The sequence below is a fragment of the Microcella putealis genome, assembly GCF_004216575.1.
In the GTDB taxonomy this organism is placed as follows: domain Bacteria; phylum Actinomycetota; class Actinomycetes; order Actinomycetales; family Microbacteriaceae; genus Microcella; species Microcella putealis.
Map to the genome: position 1 here is coordinate 921,300 of NZ_SGWW01000001.1, position 15,707 is coordinate 937,006.

The following is a 15,707-nucleotide window of genomic DNA, read 5'->3' on the forward strand; positions in this document are numbered from 1 at the left end:
GCGTCTCGCTTCTTTCTCGTGAGAGGGAGGTGGTGCGGATCTTCTGATCGGGAAGTCGGTGGGCCCCGGATGCGCGTCATGCGCACCCGGGGCGGGTCACGGAGTGGTTACTGGCAGCTCTCGCAGTGCAGCTCGTCCATCGGGTCGACCGGGACGACGTAGTCGAACACTGACTCAGAACCGCCCGAGCGGGTCGACGACGCGCCCATCACTCAGCCGCCTTGGAGGCGCCGCCGAAGCCGAAGCCCTTGCGTGAGGGCGCGACGCTGGCCTGCGTCGCGCCGGCGCTTGCGCCGGTGTCGGCTGAGGAGCCCGCGGCTGAGGGGCCGCCGGCCGCGCCGAAGCCCTTCTTCTGGCCGCCGCCGATGGCCTCGGACTTGTTGACCTTGACCGTCGACTGCTCGGCCGTGTGACGCGGCTTCATGTGCAGGTAGTAGGTCGTCTTCACGCCCTTCTTCCACGCCGCCGAGTAGATGTCGACCATGTCGTCGATGTCGCGCGTCTCGAGGTACATGTTGCGGCTGATCGCCTGGTCAATCCACTTCTGAGCACGGGCCGCGACCTCGAGGAAGGCGTACGGCGACAGCTGGAAGCTGGTCTTGTACGACGCCTTCACGTCTTCGGGGATCTCGGGGATGCTCTGGATGTCGCCCTGGCTACGCAGGATCGACTCGCGGGTGCGCTCCCAGAGACCCCGCTCCTTCAGCGCCTCGACGAGGTTGCGGTTCACCTCGAGGAACTTGCCCGAGCTGGTCGAACGGCTGAAGATCTGCGAGAACTGCGGGTCGAGACCCGGCGTGGTGCCCGCAACCAGACCAATGGATGCGGTCGGCGCGATTGCCATGAGGGTCGCGTTGCGCACGCCGCCCTTCACGCGCTCGCGCAGCGCATCCCAGTCGAGACGCGTGGTGCGGTTGACCTGCACCTCGATGCCACGGTCGGCCTCGGTGAGGTCGATCGTGTCGAACGGCACGAGGCCCTGCGACCAGCGGCTACCCGCGAAGTTGTCGTAGGCGCCACGCTCTTGGGCCAGCTCGACCGAGGCCTCGATGGCCGCGTACGAGACGTGCTCCATGATCTCGTCGATCAGCTCGAACGACTCTTCCGAGTCGTACGAGTAGCCGAGCTTCTCGACGAGGTCGGTGAAGCCCATGACGCCGAGGCCGATGGCGCGGTTGGTGGTGTTGGCGTGGTCGGCCTCGTCAACACTCGACACGGTGATGTCGATGAGGTTGTCGAGCTGACGCACGGCGAGCTTCGCGCTCTCGGCGATCTTCGCGAAGTCGACCTTGCCGTCGGTGAAGTGCCGGCTCAGGTTGATCGAGGCGAGGTTGCAGACCGAGATGTTGTCGCGGTCTTGCGGCAGGCAGATCTCGGTGCAGAGGTTCGACAGGTGGATCGTGCCCGTGTTGTTGTTGATCGCACGGTTGTTGATCGTGTCTTTCCACGTCAGCCACGGGTGGCTGGTGGACTGCAGCGAGATGAGAATCTGCTTGAACTGCTCGCGAGCGCCCAGCTTCTTGAACATTTTGATCTCGCCGCGCTCGGCCATCGCCACGTACTCGGCGTAGCGCTTCGAGAACTCTTTGCCGTACAGCTCGTTGAGATCGGTGACCTCGAGCGGGTCGAAGAGGTACCAGTCGTCGTCGTTCTGCACGCGCTTCATGAACTCGTCGCTGATCCAGACGGCGGTGTTGGCCGTGCGGGTGCGGCGGTAGGGGTCACCCGAGTTCTGACGCAGGTCGAGGAACTCGGGGAAGTCCATGTGCCAGTTCTCCATGTAGAAGCACAGGGCACCGAACTTCTTGCCACCACGGCTCACGGCGCGCAGCACCGAGTCGATGGTGTGCATGAACGGGATCGGACCGGTCGAGGTGGTGTTGTTCGAGCGGATCGGCGAGCCCTGGGCGCGCAGCTTCGTGACCGACAGGCCGATGCCGCCGGTGCCCTTGGTGAGCCACATGACGTCGCGCACGCTCTTGGCGATGTGCTCGATGTCGTCGTGCATCTCCATGACGAAGCAGTTCGACAGCTGCGGGTAGCTGGTGCCCGCGTTGACGAGCGTCGAGCCGGCGGCGAGGTACTCGAGCGCCGACATCTTCTTGTAGAAGGCGATGGCGTGCTCGGTGGGGTTCGCCTCGTTGAGCGACAGGCCCATCGCGACGCGCATCCAGAAGTACTGGGGCACCTCGAGGGGCTCGTTGTTGCGGGCCTTGATGCCGTAGCGATTGTTCAGCGTGACGACGCCGATGTACTTAAGCAGCTCGTCGTTCTCAGGCTCGAGCTCGGCGGCGAGCGCCTCGAGGTCGAACAGGCCCGAGGTGAAGCGCGGGTCGAGCAGCGCCTCGTCGACACCGCGCGCGATCGTCGCGGCGAAGTGCTCGCGGTGCAGACGCTTCAGGTCGGCGGCGTCGGTGTAGTCGCCGAGCACGCGCTTGTAGATGGTCTTGAGCAGCAGGCGAGCAGCGACCTGGTCGAAGGCCGGGTCGTCTTTCACGTTCTGCAGCGCGACCTGAATGACCGCCTCGTCGAGCTGCTGGGTCGTGATGCCGTCGAACAGCGTCAGCTCGAGCTCGCTCGCGATCTGCGTCACCCAGGTGATGTTCTCGTCGAGGCCCTCAGCGGCGTGCTCGATGGCGATGTTGATCTTGTTGGCGTCGTACGGCTCTCGGCTGCCGTCACGCTTCACGACCGTGATGCTCACTGGTGCTCCATTCGGGCCCGCCCGGCGGGTCTTCGATCGGCCGGTTTCCCGGCGGTTCTGCTGTGGTTTCGAGGGTGTGTGGCCCGGGTCTGACCGGGTCGATCGCGGCATCCCCTTGCCGCGGTCTGGCCACTATATATCGGGGCACTGACAAACATCACCCCCTATATCTAGTGGGCGTGTCGTCCACAGCTGTGCATAACTTGTGGGGCTTATCCACAGCATGGCGGGTACCTCCGACACGCGGTCGGGATGCGCAAAAACGGGGTGATCGCAGGCGACAATTCGCCCTTCATCCAGCCCGTAGGCTGGTGCTCTCGTGAGCGGCTACATCGACCTGTTGAAAACCCCGGGAGTGGCGCGGATCATCTCCGCCCAGCTCGTTGCCCGGCTTCCCTCCGGCATGCTCTCGCTCGCCTTCCTGATCCACATCGAGACGATCTTCGAGTCGTACGGCGCGGCCGGCCTCGTGCTCGCGGCAACCAGCATCGGTCAGGGCGTCGCCGGCCCGCTGACTAGCCGCTGGATGGGCCGGCTTGGCATGCGCCCCGTGCTCATCACCACCCTCATCATCTGCGCGACCGGCATCGCGCTCATCGCCTTCGCCCCGCTGCCGCTCTGGGGCTACATGCTCGTCGCGCTGATCACGGGACTCTCGAACCCGCCCATTCAACCGGCGGTGCGCACCATCTACCCCAAGATGGTCACCTCGAAGCAGCTGACCCCTCTCTTCTCGCTCGACGCCTCCGCGCAAGAACTCATCTGGATCAGCGGCCCAGTCGTCACCGTCTTCCTCGCCCTGCAGGTCTCCCCCGTGGCCGCCATCTCGGTCGCCGGAACCTTCCTGATCCTCGGCGGCACCTGGTTCATCGCGAGCCCCGAGGTGGGCAAGGTGCGTATTCCGCCCAGCAAGCACCGCATCGGCGTCGTGCTGAAGAACCGCGCCGTGCTACTCGCCACGATCACGGGCTTCCTCATGATCGGTTCGGCAGCCGCGATCGAGGTGGGCGTCGTCGCCGTCTTCGGCGAGGGCGGGTCGGAGGCAGGATTCCTGCTCGGCATCTGGGCGATCGCCTCACTCATCGGCGGCCTGTCGATGGGTCACCTGCCGATCGGCCCGTGGGCCCTCACCCGCCGCTTGTTCATCATTTTCGTCGGCATGGCCATGGCGCCGTTCGCGCTCGAGTTCTGGTGGCTCGCTATCGCGCTCATCGTCGCGGGCATCGGCATCGCCCCCGCCCTCGCCGTCATGTTCGCGATCGTGTCAGCGAGCGTGAAGTTCAGCGCCACCGCCGAGGCGTACGGATGGCTCGGCACGGGCCAGCTCATCGGCGCGGCCCTCGGCTCGGCCATCGCCGGTTTCGCGATCGACGAGCTCGGGCCCGTGGGCGGCTTCTCCACCGCCATCGGCTTCGCCTTAGCCGCGACCATCGTCGGGGCAATCTTCGTCAGCTGGCACCCCGACCTGCGCGGTCGCGACGCGTCGCCGCTGCCCGACACCGAGCCGGTCGCGACGATCAGCTAGCTGCGCGCCTGCAGGGGCCGCAGCGCCTCGCCATAGGCGACCACCTGCGCGATCAGCGCATCCAGACCGTTTGCCTGACGCTCGTCGGCGGCGAACGCGCCATCCTGCACCTGCTTCGCCGCACCCGACAGCGCCACCTCGGTCGGCACCTTCACGAGGCCCACCGACGACAGCACCGGCTCGATCGAGTTGACGCCGCGCAGGCCCCCGGCCTGACCGCCGTAGCTCACGAAGCCGACGGGCTTCGCCTGCCACTCGGTGTACAGGTAGTCGATCGCGTTCTTGAGCGCCGGCGAGTAGCTGTGGTTGTACTCGGGGGTCACGAAGATCAGGGCGTCGGCGGCGTCGACGCGGGCGCTCCAGACGCGGGTGTGCGCGTGCTGGTAGTCGCGCTTGATGGGGTGGCTCGGCTCGTCGAGGAACGGCAGCGCGAGCTCTTTCAGGTCGGCGAAGTCTACGTCGTGACCGGCCTCCTCCACCCGCGAGCGCACCCACTCGGCGATGGGCAGGCCGATACGACCAGGGCGAACAGAACCGACGACGATCATCACGTGAGCCATGCTGAAAGCCAACCACGTGCATCCTGAATCAATTCCGACGGGGTCTGGATGCACGCTGTGCGTTTTGCCCGCCCGCTTCGGAATACTGGCCCCATGACCGCCGCCGAGCCCCTCGCCCCGCGTATCGCCCTCGCCGACGGCACGAGCATCCCGCAGCTCGGGCTCGGCGTGTACAAGGTGCCCGCGCCCAAAACCGCGGAGCTCGTCGCTGGCGCGATCGAGCTCGGCTACCGGCACATCGACACCGCGGCGCTCTACAAGAACGAAGCCGAGGTGGGCGCGGGGGTGCGGGCGAGCGGTGTCGACCGCGCGGAGCTGTACCTGACGTCGAAAGTCTGGAACGACGCGCACGGCGTCGAGGAAACCCGCGCGGCCTTCCTCGAGAGCCTCGACAAGGCGAGGCTCGACTACTGGGACCTGTACCTGATCCACTGGCCGGCGCCCACGCAGAACCGCTACGTGGAGGCCTGGCGGGCGCTCATCGCGCTGCGTGAGCAAGGGCTCGTGCGCTCGATCGGCGTCAGCAACTTCGAGCCGCACCACCTGCAGCGACTCGTCGACGAGACCGGGGTTGCGCCCGTCGTCGACCAGGTCGAGCTGCACCCGTGGCTGCCGCAGCGCTCGCTGCGGGCGGCGGCATCGGCGATGGGGGCCGCCGTCGAAAGCTGGAGCCCGCTGGCGCGCGGAGGGGTGCTCGCGCCCGGGTCACGCGACCTCGAGGTGCTGACCGCGATTGCGTCGCGACATGGGAAAACCCCTGCGCAGGTGGCGCTGCGCTGGCACGTGCAGCAGGGTCTCATCGTGATCCCCAAGTCGACGTCGCTGGCGCGCGTGGCCGAAAACGCGGCGATCTTCGACTGGGAGCTAACCGCTACCGACATGGCCGAGATCGCGCAGCTCGAGACCGGCGAGCGCACGGGCAAGCACCCCGACGACCTCGGGTAGCGCGGGGGTGCGGGTCGCACCGACCGCCGCCTCTAGGGCTGCCGTCGCTGCGGCACTGCCGCGCCCTCGCCGTGACGTATTGCAGGAAACCAGGAGGGCCCACCGCGAAAACACGGGGGCACGCAGGTCCTCAGCGCGCTGATTTCCTGAGAAACATCACGCCAAGCTCGAGCCCTGACCGGGCCGACGCCGCCCGTGTCACCGCCGCGACGACCAACTCGATGTGGTCAACCACGTGCGCGTAGTCCACCCGCACGACGTGAAAGCCGCGCCGCAAAGACTCGAGGTCGCGGCGATAGTCACGCTCCTGCTCGCCCCGGTGCCACTCGCGGCCATCAACTTCGACAATGACGCGCCCCTCGACCAAGAGATCAACACGGCCAATCCCCGCCAGGTTCACCTGGCTGGCGACCGCTAAGCCCGCACCGCGCAGGGCGACCCTCGCGATCGACTCGATGCCCGATTCCGCCCCCGGGTCGAGATCGTCGAGGTTGAGGCGGAACTTCGCTGGCACCGTCCCGTTCACGCTCTCCAGCACCGAAAGACCGGCCAGCCCGAGTCGCAACGCACTGTCAGCGATCGCAATCACGGCGGGTCGCGGCTGACACATCAGAGCGTGTCGAAGCGCCACCTCCACACTGCTGCACGGGCCGCTGACCTCGTCCGCCGACCAGTGCACGGTGAGATCGGTCGCGCCAAAGGGCGGCCGCCCAAGGCGGGAGGCTGTGCGCGGGACGGCTATGTGAAGTCCAGACCTCGGAGGGCGCCACGCTCCACTCAGGGTGAGCGCCGACGTGCAACTGAGACTGCCGCCGACGGCAAGGGCTGCCTGCAGGGCGTCCGGCATATCGGGGCTGACGTAGACGTCGCGGCGAAGCCGTCGGATGGCGCTATGGGCGACCGCCCGACGAACGGCGCTGATGGGCGCGACGGCCAGCAATTCGGAACGAGTGTAACTGCGGTGAGTTTCGAGGTGAACCATGGCCGCACGGTGGCGCAGCATGCATGCATACGGGTGGGCCGGCGCGGGAAGCGTGGCCCCACCGACGCGGGCGGCCACTGTGGAGGGCTGGCGTGACGTAACGCAGGAATCGAGCTGCTCCCTAGGCCGAAAACTGCGGACATTCCGCGGCCGCGCTCTCTGGATTCCTGCAATACGTCACGACGTGCGGCGCCGCACGAAGCGGCGGCACAGCTCGCCGGGGTCCGCGCCCCTGCGCTCCAAGGGCGGGCTGGGTGGGCTCCCGCACTGTGGGCGGTCTCCCGCACTGTGGGCGGTCTCCCGCACTGTGGCGGGCTGGACGGGCTACGGCGTGCGCTTCCAGTAGCCCTTGGCCACCGCGTTGTCGGGGTCGATGTTCCAGCGCGCGAGCGTACGGCGGGCCGCGGCGACGAGCGACTGCTCGGCGCAGGCGAAGAGCAGCACGTCGGCTGTCGAATCCGGGGCGACGGGGGCGGGCAGCGGGCGGGGCAGCGCCTCGAGCGCCGCGGCGAGCGCCGCCGTCGGCGTCGCGCTCGGCTCCAGGATGCGCACCTCGACCCCCTCGGGAACGTCGAGCTCCAGCTCGTCGACCGCATACCGCGTCTCGAGCAGCACGAGGCCCGAGCGCGCCCCCGGGTCCGGGCGCACTTCGCCGCCCGTGCTGGCGGGCCCGGCAGCACCAGCCGGACCGAGCGCCGCGAGGTACCGGCGCACGGCCGGCACCGCGGAGTCGTCGCCCGCCAGCACCCAGGCTTCTGGCGCTCCGCGCATGAGCACCGAGCCCTTCGGGTCGGCCACTACCACGGGCGACCCGATCGGGGCGGCCTCGGCCCAGGGCCCGATCAACCCAACCGCTGCACCCTCGGCGTTGCGGTGCACCAGCAGGTCAAGGTCGATCCACCCCTCGTCGGCCGAGTAGCCGACGACGGTTTCGATGCGAAACTCCCCCGTCGGCACGCCGAACTGATCGACCGGCACGTCCCAACCATCGCCTGCCCGACCGACGTACACGCGACCGTGGTCACCGGCGCCCGGCGCACGGTAACCATCGAGCGCGCGGCGGCCGGCGTGAACGGCGGAATCTGCAGCCGCGGGCGCGGGCGCGGGCGGCGCAGCGGAAACCGACGATGCGGAGGCGACTGCAGACGCGCCAGCCGGCATGGCCGCCACGGCCCCGTCGTCATCGACCGTCAGCCGCACGCGCCAGAAGTCGGGCGCGATTTCGCGACGCGACGCGAGGCGGAGGGCGCGAAACGCCTCGGGGTACTTGTCGCGGTACAGGTTCACGGGCACGCGGCCGAGCCTACGCCGCGCCGCCCACGTCACCTCGGCGCACGCGGCGCGCAGCGCGCGGCGCCTCACTCGCGACGAACACCCAGCCCCAGCCCCACCGCCCCTACTTGTCGGCGGCCGGCTGCCCCGGCGGAACGCCCGGGCCCACCGTCGGCAGCGCGTCGGTGACGGGCGGCGGCTCGTCGCCGTTGTCGATGTCTTCGGGGTTCGGCAGGCTCATCAGGAAGCGGAAGAACACGAGTGCGAGCACGACCATGACGCCACCGCCGATGATCCAGGGCAGGCGCAGGTCGAGGAGGGCGATGGCTCCGCCGAGCAACGAACCGAGCGGCATCGACCCCCAGAGCAGCGTGCGCCAGGTGCCGTGCACGCGGCCGAGCAGTCGGCCCGGCACGATCGCCTGGCGGTACGACATCATCAGGATGTTCCACACGGTCACCGACCCCGACGCGAGCGCAAAGCACAGCACGCCGACCGCGGCCACCGGCACGAGCCCGGTCACGAGTGTCGCGATGCCCGAGACGAGGTTCATGATCGCCATCACGAGGCCGAGCCCGAAGCGCCCCTGCAGTCGCGACGCGACGAACGAGCCCACGATGCCGCCGACGGCCCCCGACACGAGGAACAGCCCGAACGCCGCCTCCGGAATCGCGAGCGTCTGCAGCACGAACAGCACGAGCGTCGCCGACGACGCGGCGTACAGCAGCCCGGTCGCCGTCGTGAAGAACCACAGCGTCCGGAGCTGACGGTTGGCGATGATGAAGCGCCAGCCGTCGGCGAGCTGCTTGCGGAACGGGACGGGCGCATCGTCGCCGCCGCGCGCATCCGCCCCGTCATTCGATTGCGAATCGGATACGCGCCCCGCGCGAGAACGGAACTGCCGCCCCGACGCCACCTGCGGCAGCAGCACCGCGAGTACGACGGCAAGCCCGTACGCCGCGCCCATGACCCCCAGGGGGATCAGTACGGCGACCGCGAACAGTGCCGAGGTGATGGGCGCCGCGGCGAAGTTCTGCACGACCAGCTCGGCGCCTTCGATGCGCGAGTTGGCGCGCGACAGGTTCTTCTTGCGCACGACGCTCGGCACGACGGCGCGGATCGCCCCGTCGTAGAGGGTCTCGCACGCGCCGTAGACGAAGATCAGCAGGTAGAGCCACCAGATGGTGAGCTCCCCCGTCCAGACGAGGGCGAGCAGGCCGACGGCGAGAACCGTGCGCACGGTCGCGGCGAGCGCCAGGGCGTGCCGGCGGTCCATGCGGTCGACGAGGATTCCGCTGGGCAGGGCGAACAGCAGCCACGGCAGCATCGACAGCGCAGCCAGGCCCGAGATGAGTACGGGGTCGTCGGTGAGGCGGGCGGCGAGCAGCGGCGCCGCCGTGCGGGCGATGCCGTCGCCGAGACTTGAGGCGAGGTTCGCCGTGAAGACGTTGCCGAAGGTGCGGCCGAGGCCGCGCCGCTCACTACCCGGTGACGTCGCCGAGCTCACCAGCGCGGGTGCACGGCGGCGCGGAAGTACTCGTCGTACAGCGCCACCACGTGGGCGTGGAAGTCGTCGCCGAGGGGCTCGACGTTGCCGGCCGCGGCGTTCATGCGGGCCTGCTCGGGCGAGCGCGCCCCCGGGATGACCGTCGAGATGCCGGGCAGGTGCACGAGCCACGCGAGCGCCGCCGTCGCGGGGGCGAGGTCGTGTTCGGCGGCGAGCGCCGAGAACTTCTGGGCCGCCTCGACGCCAGCGTCGTAGTCGACGCCCGAGAAGGTCTCGCCCACGTCGAAGGCGTTGCCCTCGCGGTTGTAATTGCGGTGGTCGTTCTCGGCGAACGTCGTTTCCCGGGTGTAGCGGCCGCTCAACAGACCCGAGGCGAGCGGAACGCGCGCGATGATGCCGACGCCCGCATCCTGAGCGGCGGGAAGAACCGCATCCAGCGGCTTCAGGCGGAAGGCGTTGACGATGATCTGCACGCTCGCGACGTTCGGGCGGGCGATCGCGGTGAGCGCCTCGTCGACGGTTTCGACGCTGACGCCGTAGTGGCGCATCCGCCCCTCGGCGACCATCGCGTCGAGGTCGTCGTAGATGCGGTCCATCGAGTAGAGGGCGGTCGGCGGGCAGTGCAGCTGCACGAGGTCGAGCGTGTCGACCTGCAGGTTTTGGCGGCTGCGGTCGTTCCAGGCGCGCAGGTTCTCGGCCGAGTAGTTCTGGGGCAGCTGCGGCAGGCGACGGCCCATTTTGGTAGCGACGAAGACGGATGCGTCGGGCCGCTCCTGCAGGTAGCGTCCGATCAGCTGCTCGCTACGGCCGTCTCCGTAGACGTCGGCGGTGTCGAAGATGGTGACGCCCGACTCGACGGCGGCGTCGAGCACGGCGTACGCGTCGGTCTCGCTGACCTCGCCCCAGTCGGCTCCGAGTTGCCAGGTTCCGAGGCCGATCGACGAGACGGTCGCGCCGGTGCGACCCAAGACAGATGTATGCATCTGAACAGACTAACCGCGCTCGTCTGCCGCGTCGTCTGCACCTTGATCGCCGCGAACGACAGCCGCAACGGCCTCGGCGAGACGCGGGCGCACGAGGTGATCATTGCCCGACACGCGGTGCGCGGTGACGTGCCGCAGACGCTCGGCGATGCGCAGACCACCGGGCGCCAGGAAGGGGTCGAGTGTGCCGTAGACCAGGTCGACGGGCGCGTCGACGGCGGCCAGGTCGGCGACGGTCGTCTGCGACTCGATCGCGTTCTGCAGCGACCGGGTGAACGGCACCCAGTTCTCGGGCGTCACTTCGAGCACGTTCTTGATGGGGGCAATGCGGGCCAGCGCCGCGGCGGCCCGCACCGTAAAGTCTTGGTTGCCGCGCAAGAACTCGTACGCCGTGAAGTAGGCACCCATGCCGGTGCGGTCGACACGGTCGCCGATCGTCTGCGGCGGCAGGTAGATGGGCGGGCTGACGAGCACGAGGCGCGTCACCCCGTTGGGGTGGCGGGCTGCGTACCGCGTCGCGATGAGGCTGCCCAGCGAGTGCCCGACGAGGATGAACGGCTGCCGCAGCTTCAGCGATCGGATCGTCGCGTCGAGGGCAGCCGCGTGCTCGGCGAGCGTGTAGTCCCAGTCGGGCGGTGCGGGCGACTTGCCGAAGCCCAGAATGTCGATGGTGATGCACCGGTGGTCGCTTTCGAGCAGCGGTACGAGGTTCTGAAAGGTCACCGACGACGACGCGATTCCGTGAATCATGACGACGACCGGTCCGTCTCCGCCCGTGTCACCCGCGACGTGCAGCACGGGCGCGCGGCGGCGACGCAACCACGCACGGAAGCGGTCGGCGGGTGACGTCGTCATTGGCGCATTCTGTCGGAGTCGAGCGACGGGGGCGAGACGCAACACGGGGGCCGGCTGAGCCGACCCCCGTGCCCTTCGCGTCCACCCCTAGTCGCGCAGGTCTTTCGTGGAACCCGCGCGGACCCCATCCGAAATGGGGTGCCGCGCGAGGTCGTGCCCCGACGGTATCGGGATGCGCGCATCCCGTTTCGCGTTTTGCACCGGACGCTCTGTCTGCTGTCAGGCATCGCTCAGATAACGGTTGGGCATCCGGTTGATTACGGCCGTATCCGCGGCGCGAGGCCGGGAGTAGCGTCGCGCCCATGAGCCCCGTTGACGCCCCTCGCACGCTTCCCCGTCGTCGCTTTGCCGCAACGTCGGCCAGCGTGATCGCGGTCGCCCTTCTCGCTCTGAGCGGATGCTCGGCCGCGAACGAATCAAGCAGCGACGCGGGCGGCGGCTTCGTGGGGCAACCGGCGCCCGACATGCCGGTCAACAACGGCGGCGCGAGCGGCGGTGACGGCGACTTCGGCGGGGAGGAAGGGGCGCCCACGGCACCCGGCGACGGCCGCAGCGTCATCACGACCGGCTGGATGTACGTGACGGTCGACGACCCGCTCGAGGCCGCCGCCGACGCGGCCCGCATTGCCGAGCGGGCGGGCGGCCGCGTCGATGGCCGCACCGAGTACGCGCCGAATGACAACGATGCGGGCGGCGCCGAACTCGTGTTGCGCATCCCGAGCGATGACCTGCAGCCAACGATTGACGAGCTGAAAGAGTTGGGTGAGCTCGAAGAGCTGAGCCTCAGCGCGAACGACGTCACCCGCGAGGTGCAAGACCTGGATGCACGCATCACGGCCCTCGACGCGTCGCTCACCCGCTTGCTGGCGCTGTTGGAGCAGGCCGAGAACATCGACGACCTGATTGCACTCGAAGCAACCGTCTCCGATCGGCAGGGTCAGCTCGAAAGCCTTGAGGCCCAGCGCCGCTCGCTGGGCGAGCAGGTCGCCCTGTCGACGCTGACGCTGACGCTCGGCTCGGAAGACGTTGCGCCGCCGAGCGACCCCGACTCGTTCGTCGACGGTCTGCGGCAGGGCTGGGACGCTCTCGTCGCGTTCGCGTCGGGCGCCCTCGTCATTGCCGGCGTGCTGCTGCCGTGGCTGCTCGTGCTCGCCGTGATCGGCGGGATCGTGTGGCTCAGCGTGCGCGCTGCACGGCGGCGACGCGGTCAACGAGCGCCGGCCGAAGCGGGTGCCCAGCCTCCAGCCCCGTGACCGTGTCGACGATTTCCTCGGCGCTCTGGCGCGCGAGCAGCTGAGCGAGTTCTTCGCTTTCGGGGTCGCCGGCGACGCCAACGAACTGCAGGGCGGCACTCACGACCTCGAGCAGGGCGACCGGGTGCACTCCCTGCTCCGCGAGTGCGGCCGCGGGCTCGATCAACCGTTCGTGCCGCGACAGCTTGCGCAGCGGCTGCCGCCCGACCCGCTCGACGGGGTCGGCCAGTGCGTCGTTGGCAAAGCGGCGAAGCGCTGTCTCGCGGTACGCATCCTGCGTCGCGGCGTCGAAGCCGTGTCGCGCGACCAGCAGGGCCGACGTTTCGCGGAGCGCCGCGTCGACCGCGTCACGCACCGCGGGCATCCCGATCGCCTCGTGGACCGTGGTGGCCCCCGCGAGCCGACCCACGTACGCCGTCGCGGCGTGACCCGTGTTGACCGTGAACAGCTTGCGCTCGATGTACGGCGCGAGCTCGTCGACAAAATGGGCGCCCGGGATGCTCGGCACGCTTCCCGCGAACGGCGCGGATTCGATCGCCCACTCGCAGAACGGCTCGACGCGCACATCGAGACCGTCGGTCGGGTCGGCCGTCGGCACGATGCGGTCGACCGCAGTGTTCGCGAAGACCGCGCGGTCGAGCGCCTCGCTCGAGTCGCCGAGCGCCTGCTCGACCTCGGCGCGCAGGGCGTCGGTTGCCTGCAGGGCGTTCTCGCACGCCATCACGATCAGCGGCGCGAGGTGCGCCGGGCGCGCTCGCAGCGCATCCGCAATGACGGGCGCGATGAAGCGCAGAACGGTGGGGCCCACCGCGGTTGTTGCGATGTCGGCCGTGGCGACGGCGGCGACAGCGGCATCCCGGTCGTCGGCGCTGTTGATTGCGCGGAAACCCGTCACGACCGTGTCGCGCCCGCCCGGCCCGATCTCGATGACGCGATACGCGTCGGCCGCGGAGAGCGCCTCGATGAGGGGAGCGTTGACGTCGACGAACACGAGATCGTGGCCGGCCTCGTGGAGCAGGAGGCCGATGAAGCCGCGCCCAATATTGCCAGCGCCGAAATGGACGGCGGTCATGAGGCCCTAGCCGTTGACGTCGCCGAGCACGGCGAGCACGTCGTCGGTGGTGGTGGCTGCGAGCACGCGTGCGACCGACGCGTCGTCGCTGAATGCGAGCGCGAGTGACTGCAGCACCGCCATGTGGCCGCCGTCTTTTCCGGCGATTGTCGCGACGACGCGAACGGGGTTGCCGTCCCAGTCGATGGGCTCGTCGTACCGGACGAGCGTCATCGCCGAGCGAACGATCGCGTCTTTCGCCTCGTTGGTGCCGTGCGGAATCGCGAGGTGGTTGCCCATGTAGGTCGAGACGGATGCTTCGCGTTCGTGCATGGCGGTGACGTACGAGGCCTCGACCGCTCCGGCGGAGACGAGCAGCTGCCCGCCCTCGTCGATGGCCTCGTCCCGCGTGCGGGCGGTGCCGCGGAGGATGATGCGGTCGGTGGTGAGAACGTCACTGCTCATGGTCTTGTCCTTCTGATGACGTCGTTCGGGGCGAGAAAAGGATGCACGGGGGCACCGCGGCGGCGCAGCACACGATGCCCCCGTGACAGTGTCAGCGAGCCTAGGCGCGCTGGTTCGTGACGAGGGAGACGACCTCGTCGTACTTCGGGCTCGACATGAAATTCTCGACCGAGATGTGCTGCGCCTGAGGCGCTGCCTCGGTCGCCCGAGCCGTGAGGTCCTGGTGTGTGATGACCAGGTCGGCCGTCTCATCGAGGTTCGCAATCGAGACGTTCGTCACGGTCACGTCGGTGAGGCCGGCGTCGGCAAACTTCTTGCGCAGGATCGTCGCGCCCATGGCGCTTGAGCCCATTCCCGCGTCGCAGGCGAACACGATCGTGTCGATGCGCACGGCGGTGGCGGTGTCGGTGCCGAGCAGGCTCGCCACCTTCGAGTCGCCGCCCTTGTTTTCGGCGTTCTGCGCGACCGACGCGCCGAAGCGGTCACCGGTGCTCTCGAGCGCGGCGAGGTCCTTCTTGCGGCTGGCGCGCAGGATGAGGCTGGCGACGAGGAAGGACACGGTTGCCGAGAGAATCACCGACAGGATGACGCCGATGAAGCTGCCCGCCGGCGTCTGGATGGCGACCGCGACGATCGAGCCGGGAGAGGCGGGAGCCCGGAGCCCGGAGTCGAAGATCAGGTTGGTCGTGATTCCGGTGGCACCACCGGCGATCATCGCGACGATCAGGATCGGCTTCATCAGCACATACGGGAAGTAGATCTCGTGGATTCCGCCGAGGAACTGGATGATGATCGCGCCCGGGGCGGAGGCACGGGCAATGCCGACGCCGAAGAAACTGAAGGCCAAGAGCAGACCCAGACCGGGGCCAGGGTTCGCCTCGAGCAGGAACAGAATTGACTTACCGGTCTCGGCAGCCTCCTGAATGCCGAGCGGGGTGAGCACGCCCTGGTTGATGGCGTTGTTGAGGAAGAGCACCTTGCCTGGTTCGATCACGAGGCTCGCCAGCGGCAGCAAGCCCGTCTCCGTCAGGAACCGCGCGCCCGCGCCGAGTGCGTTGCTGAACAGCGTGACGACGGGGGCCATGCCGAAGAAGCCACCAAGTGCCAGCAGGAATCCGAGGATTCCAGCCGAGAAGTTGTCGACGAGCATCTCGAAGCCGGCGCGGATCTTGCCCGCCCAGAGCTTGTCAATCTGCTTCATCAGCCACGCGGCGAGCGGGCCCATGATCATCGCGCCGATGAACATCGGAATCTCGGTGCCGACAATGACACCCATCGTTCCGATCGTGGCGACGACCCCACCGCGCACGCCGTAGACCATGCGGCCACCGGTGTTCGCGATCAACAGCGGCAGTAAGTAGAAGATCATCGGGTCAACGAGCTGGACAAGCTGCTCGTTCGGGGTCCAGCCGGTCGGGATGAAGAAGGCGGTGATGAAGCCCCAGGCGATGAAGGCGGCAATGTTCGGCATGATCATGCCGCTGAGGAAGGTACCGAACCGCTGAACGCGCACGCGCGCGCCCGAGCGGGCCGGAGGGGCTGACGTCGTCGTCATGGTGTGTCTCCTTGTGTGGGGGTGGTAATTGACGGGGTGTGGGACAGGGG

At 68.5% G+C, this 15,707-nt stretch carries 13 protein-coding genes; 3 read left to right on the top strand and 10 right to left on the bottom strand.

Annotation, left to right across the window (positions count from 1 at the left end; all coding sequences use genetic code 11):
* Positions 1-208 precede the first annotated feature (208 nt).
* Positions 209-2,704, bottom strand: a complete 2,496-nt coding sequence (locus EV141_RS04475) for a ribonucleoside-diphosphate reductase subunit alpha (protein WP_185740089.1) — start codon at positions 2,702-2,704, stop codon at positions 209-211.
* Between the two features lie 319 nt (positions 2,705-3,023).
* Here EV141_RS04475 and EV141_RS04480 point away from each other — a divergent pair, with 319 nt between their 5' ends.
* Positions 3,024-4,229, top strand: coding sequence for an MFS transporter (locus EV141_RS04480; protein WP_130484732.1), 1,206 nt, complete (start codon positions 3,024-3,026; stop codon positions 4,227-4,229).
* Here the strand turns inward: EV141_RS04480 and EV141_RS04485 are convergent.
* Positions 4,226-4,789 (bottom strand): NADPH-dependent FMN reductase, encoded by a 564-nt coding sequence (locus EV141_RS04485; RefSeq protein WP_130484733.1) that lies wholly within the window; start codon positions 4,787-4,789, stop codon positions 4,226-4,228. The two genes, EV141_RS04480 and EV141_RS04485, sit on opposite strands and share 4 nt — an antisense overlap.
* Before the next feature lie 93 nt (positions 4,790-4,882).
* Between EV141_RS04485 and EV141_RS04490 the strand changes: the two genes are divergently transcribed.
* Positions 4,883-5,734 carry an aldo/keto reductase gene (locus EV141_RS04490; protein ID WP_130484734.1) on the top strand — a complete coding sequence of 284 codons (852 nt, stop codon included), beginning with the start codon at positions 4,883-4,885 and terminating at the stop codon, positions 5,732-5,734.
* A 130-nt stretch (positions 5,735-5,864) separates the two neighbouring features.
* On the opposite strand, the gene EV141_RS04495 is transcribed toward EV141_RS04490, so the two are convergent.
* The 5 genes from EV141_RS04495 to EV141_RS04515 form a co-directional block, all read right to left on the bottom strand.
* On the bottom strand, positions 5,865-6,716 hold the full coding sequence (locus tag EV141_RS04495; RefSeq protein WP_157985502.1) for an endonuclease domain-containing protein: 852 nt from the start codon (positions 6,714-6,716) through the stop codon (positions 5,865-5,867).
* A 324-nt stretch (positions 6,717-7,040) separates the two neighbouring features.
* Complete coding sequence (locus EV141_RS04500) at positions 7,041-8,009, bottom strand: siderophore-interacting protein (RefSeq protein WP_130484736.1); 969 nt, start codon at positions 8,007-8,009, stop codon at positions 7,041-7,043.
* Between the two features lie 103 nt (positions 8,010-8,112).
* Positions 8,113-9,495 (bottom strand): MFS transporter, encoded by a 1,383-nt coding sequence (locus EV141_RS04505; protein WP_157985503.1) that lies wholly within the window; start codon positions 9,493-9,495, stop codon positions 8,113-8,115.
* Complete coding sequence (locus EV141_RS04510) at positions 9,492-10,478, bottom strand: aldo/keto reductase (protein WP_130484738.1); 987 nt, start codon at positions 10,476-10,478, stop codon at positions 9,492-9,494. The genes EV141_RS04505 and EV141_RS04510 overlap by 4 nt, the downstream gene beginning before the upstream one ends.
* 9 nt (positions 10,479-10,487) lie before the next feature.
* Positions 10,488-11,333 carry an alpha/beta fold hydrolase gene (locus tag EV141_RS04515; protein ID WP_130484739.1) on the bottom strand — a complete coding sequence of 282 codons (846 nt, stop codon included), beginning with the start codon at positions 11,331-11,333 and terminating at the stop codon, positions 10,488-10,490.
* Positions 11,334-11,635: 302 nt separating this feature from the next.
* Between EV141_RS04515 and EV141_RS04520 the strand changes: the two genes are divergently transcribed.
* Positions 11,636-12,586, top strand: a complete 951-nt coding sequence (locus tag EV141_RS04520) for a DUF4349 domain-containing protein (RefSeq protein ID WP_130484740.1) — start codon at positions 11,636-11,638, stop codon at positions 12,584-12,586.
* Here the strand turns inward: EV141_RS04520 and EV141_RS04525 are convergent.
* The 3 genes from EV141_RS04525 to EV141_RS04535 all read right to left on the bottom strand — a co-directional run bounded on the left by EV141_RS04525 (position 12,510) and on the right by EV141_RS04535 (position 15,657).
* Complete coding sequence (locus EV141_RS04525; protein ID WP_130484741.1) at positions 12,510-13,658, bottom strand: mannitol-1-phosphate 5-dehydrogenase; 1,149 nt, start codon at positions 13,656-13,658, stop codon at positions 12,510-12,512. The two genes, EV141_RS04520 and EV141_RS04525, sit on opposite strands and share 77 nt — an antisense overlap.
* Positions 13,659-13,664: 6 nt before the next feature.
* Positions 13,665-14,102 (bottom strand): PTS mannitol transporter subunit IIA, encoded by a 438-nt coding sequence (locus EV141_RS04530; RefSeq protein WP_130484742.1) that lies wholly within the window; start codon positions 14,100-14,102, stop codon positions 13,665-13,667.
* Between the two features lie 100 nt (positions 14,103-14,202).
* Positions 14,203-15,657 (bottom strand): PTS mannitol transporter subunit IIBC, encoded by a 1,455-nt coding sequence (locus EV141_RS04535; protein ID WP_130484743.1) that lies wholly within the window; start codon positions 15,655-15,657, stop codon positions 14,203-14,205.
* Positions 15,658-15,707: the final 50 nt, after the last annotated feature.

Bases quoted from the DNA above. Each gene is read 5' to 3' on its own strand.
- EV141_RS04485 (WP_130484733.1), bottom strand. From the start codon at position 4,789: ATGGCTCACGTGATGATCGTCGTCGGTTCTGTTCGCCCTGGTCGTATC.
- EV141_RS04490 (WP_130484734.1), top strand. From the start codon at position 4,883: ATGACCGCCGCCGAGCCCCTCGCCCCGCGTATCGCCCTCGCCGACGGC.
- EV141_RS04495 (WP_157985502.1), bottom strand. From the start codon at position 6,716: ATGGTTCACCTCGAAACTCACCGCAGTTACACTCGTTCCGAATTGCTG.
- EV141_RS04510 (WP_130484738.1), bottom strand. From the start codon at position 10,478: ATGCATACATCTGTCTTGGGTCGCACCGGCGCGACCGTCTCGTCGATC.
- EV141_RS04515 (WP_130484739.1), bottom strand. From the start codon at position 11,333: ATGACGACGTCACCCGCCGACCGCTTCCGTGCGTGGTTGCGTCGCCGC.
- EV141_RS04520 (WP_130484740.1), top strand. From the start codon at position 11,636: ATGAGCCCCGTTGACGCCCCTCGCACGCTTCCCCGTCGTCGCTTTGCC.
- EV141_RS04525 (WP_130484741.1), bottom strand. From the start codon at position 13,658: ATGACCGCCGTCCATTTCGGCGCTGGCAATATTGGGCGCGGCTTCATC.
- EV141_RS04530 (WP_130484742.1), bottom strand. From the start codon at position 14,102: ATGAGCAGTGACGTTCTCACCACCGACCGCATCATCCTCCGCGGCACC.
- EV141_RS04535 (WP_130484743.1), bottom strand. From the start codon at position 15,657: ATGACGACGACGTCAGCCCCTCCGGCCCGCTCGGGCGCGCGCGTGCGC.